The sequence below is a fragment of the Moorena sp. SIO4E2 genome (assembly GCF_010671945.1).
In the GTDB taxonomy this organism is placed as follows: domain Bacteria; phylum Cyanobacteriota; class Cyanobacteriia; order Cyanobacteriales; family Coleofasciculaceae; genus Moorena; species Moorena producens.
In genome coordinates this window covers 1-1,935 of record NZ_JAAHIE010001014.1, presented here as the reverse complement: position 1 = coordinate 1,935, position 1,935 = coordinate 1, and the positions used below count along the sequence as shown (strand labels likewise).

At 42.5% G+C, this 1,935-nt stretch carries 3 protein-coding genes and 2 pseudogenes; 3 read left to right on the top strand and 2 right to left on the bottom strand.

Annotated features, from left to right (window positions below; translation table 11 throughout):
- Positions 1-95 precede the first annotated feature (95 nt).
- Positions 96-296, top strand: a complete 201-nt coding sequence (locus F6K37_RS40075) for a hypothetical protein (RefSeq protein ID WP_008185280.1) — start codon at positions 96-98, stop codon at positions 294-296.
- An 85-nt stretch (positions 297-381) separates the two neighbouring features.
- Here F6K37_RS40075 and F6K37_RS40070 read toward each other — a convergent pair whose 3' ends face one another.
- Positions 382-594 carry a hypothetical protein gene (locus F6K37_RS40070; protein WP_131827105.1) on the bottom strand — a complete coding sequence of 71 codons (213 nt, stop codon included), beginning with the start codon at positions 592-594 and terminating at the stop codon, positions 382-384.
- A 118-nt stretch (positions 595-712) separates the two neighbouring features.
- Here F6K37_RS40070 and F6K37_RS40065 point away from each other — a divergent pair.
- Positions 713-835, top strand: a pseudogene (locus F6K37_RS40065) (BrnT family toxin); the annotation flags it as partial.
- Positions 836-837: 2 nt separating this feature from the next.
- A pseudogene (locus tag F6K37_RS40060) lies at positions 838-1,089 on the top strand (BrnA antitoxin family protein); the annotation flags it as partial.
- A 468-nt stretch (positions 1,090-1,557) separates the two neighbouring features.
- Here the strand turns inward: F6K37_RS40060 and F6K37_RS40055 are convergent.
- A partial coding sequence (locus F6K37_RS40055; RefSeq protein ID WP_287256835.1) for a hypothetical protein occupies positions 1,558-1,935 on the bottom strand: 378 nt, incomplete at its 5' end.

Here is a 1,935-nt window from a genome sequence, read left to right as displayed (position 1 = left end):
AAAACTCCCCAAAAAAAAATTTTTAAAACCCTTGACAATTACAAATATAATCATTACAATAATCATATTAACACGATGAATTCAAGTTTTGATCTATGTCAAAAGACTTTAAGCCAAACTTCAAGAAACAACCTGTTGAGCACACTCTGAAAGGCTCTCGTCAAGCAGTAATCTATAGTATCCAAATGCTTTATAAATTGGGCTATGCAGAGATTGCGGAATGGACTCCTCTTGAGCCGACTGAGGTTCCAGGGGAAGTAATTACTAAAATGATGAAGTATTGGCTGTTGCCATAACACTTTAAATTTATGGGGGGTTTTCCCCCCCTGGCAAAGGCTCCGGTTTGATTACATCAAATCACGTCCGGATTGGTTTGGAAACTCATTGACATAGATCATTTAAATAGCCGTAGATAGTATTTCTACGGCTATTTTTTTTTCTGTTTATACTTATATAAAAAGGGAATCGGGAATCGGGAGTCGGGAATCGGAACCCACCCCTAACCCCTCCCAGGAGGGGAACGGGAATCGGGAATCGGGAATTGGGAATCGGGAATCGGGAATCGGGAAAAAATACTGGTAAGCTGTTGCGCATTTAAATTGGATATAGTGTTTCTCGCATTTATGAGGTACGCTTCTCAACAAAGTCCCCCTTATTAAGGGGGATTTAGGGGGATCAATTTGTCCCTTATAGGATATATAGTTGCTATATTATTCAGTTAGATGCTTTGGGGCGAGTTTTAGTTGTCGTCTATACCTGGCGAGGTGATCAAATCCGTTTGATTTCAACTCGCAAAGCCACTCGTACTGAACGTAAACAATATCTGGAGGGATGAAGATGGAAGCTGAGTATGATTTTAGTAAAGGTAAGCGTGGCGCGATTGACCCGATGCCATCTGGTAAAACTCGGATCACAATTCCTTTAGATAACGATGTTTTGGAGTGGTTTCGTGACCAGGTAAATCTGTCTGGTGGAGGGAATTATCAAACCTTGATTAATCAGGTGTTGCGTCAGCACATTCAGCATCAGCTGATAGAATTAGAAGGAGTTCAGGAAACTATTCCTAGAACAGAAATTGTTCAAATTCAAGAAGCATGGGAAAATTATCGCTCCGGTAACGATAAAGGAATTTCATCTAAAGATTTAAAGCGTAAGTTATTAGGATAAAAGTGATTAATCGTCGGTGGGCAGTGCCTACCTAGGCGCTTTGCCAGCTGATCTGATCTGTCTGATCCACTGCCCACCCTACATGCTATAGGCGGTGGCGCGGGTGACGGTGGAACGGTTTATTGAGCGGGTTTCTCGGCAATACCTAGCAAAAAGCAACGGCGAGTCCCATTGAGGAATACGCTCGCCGTTGGTGGATATGGGTTAGAAGTGGAGTATTGAAGGTTGAGTTGCCAGAAGAAGGTAACGGAGCGATCGCCCCGTTACCTTTCTACCCTACGGCAAAGGTTTTACTTCCTTAATTACCAATAATTATCATTCTGTTTGTAGAATGTTTGATTTTTTGGAAGTCCTTTGTGATCTGCAACCTGCGGATGCTCCTTAGACTTTTTACGCTTTGTGACAACCCTCTACATCCATGTATATATCCCATGGTAGTGCGTCACGAACTATTACTTGGTAGAATGGCTCCACACCTTCAAACACGTGATCATAAGAAGTGGGTTGATCAGAGCTATACCCCGGAACAGGAAGATTTTCAACATAATCATGGGGACCGGGTGGATCTACAATCAATGATATTGTTTGTTGGTCTTCTTCAAAGCTTATAAAGCTGACATCCAGTGACGATGCTGGCCCATCTATAACATCTAGTATATACTGAGAAGATCCCTCGGCCAAGAGAATAAAGCGAGGTTCGACATAACATTCCGCAGCTTGCGCACTACCAACGATCATTACTAGGGACAGGCAAAACACCAACATCCC

What these genes read in the sequence shown, in the direction of transcription:
- F6K37_RS40070 (WP_131827105.1), bottom strand. Translation starts at nt 594, where the DNA reads ATGCGCAACAGCTTACCAGTATTTTTTCCCGATTCCCGATTCCCGATT.
- F6K37_RS40075 (WP_008185280.1), top strand. Translation starts at nt 96, where the DNA reads ATGTCAAAAGACTTTAAGCCAAACTTCAAGAAACAACCTGTTGAGCAC.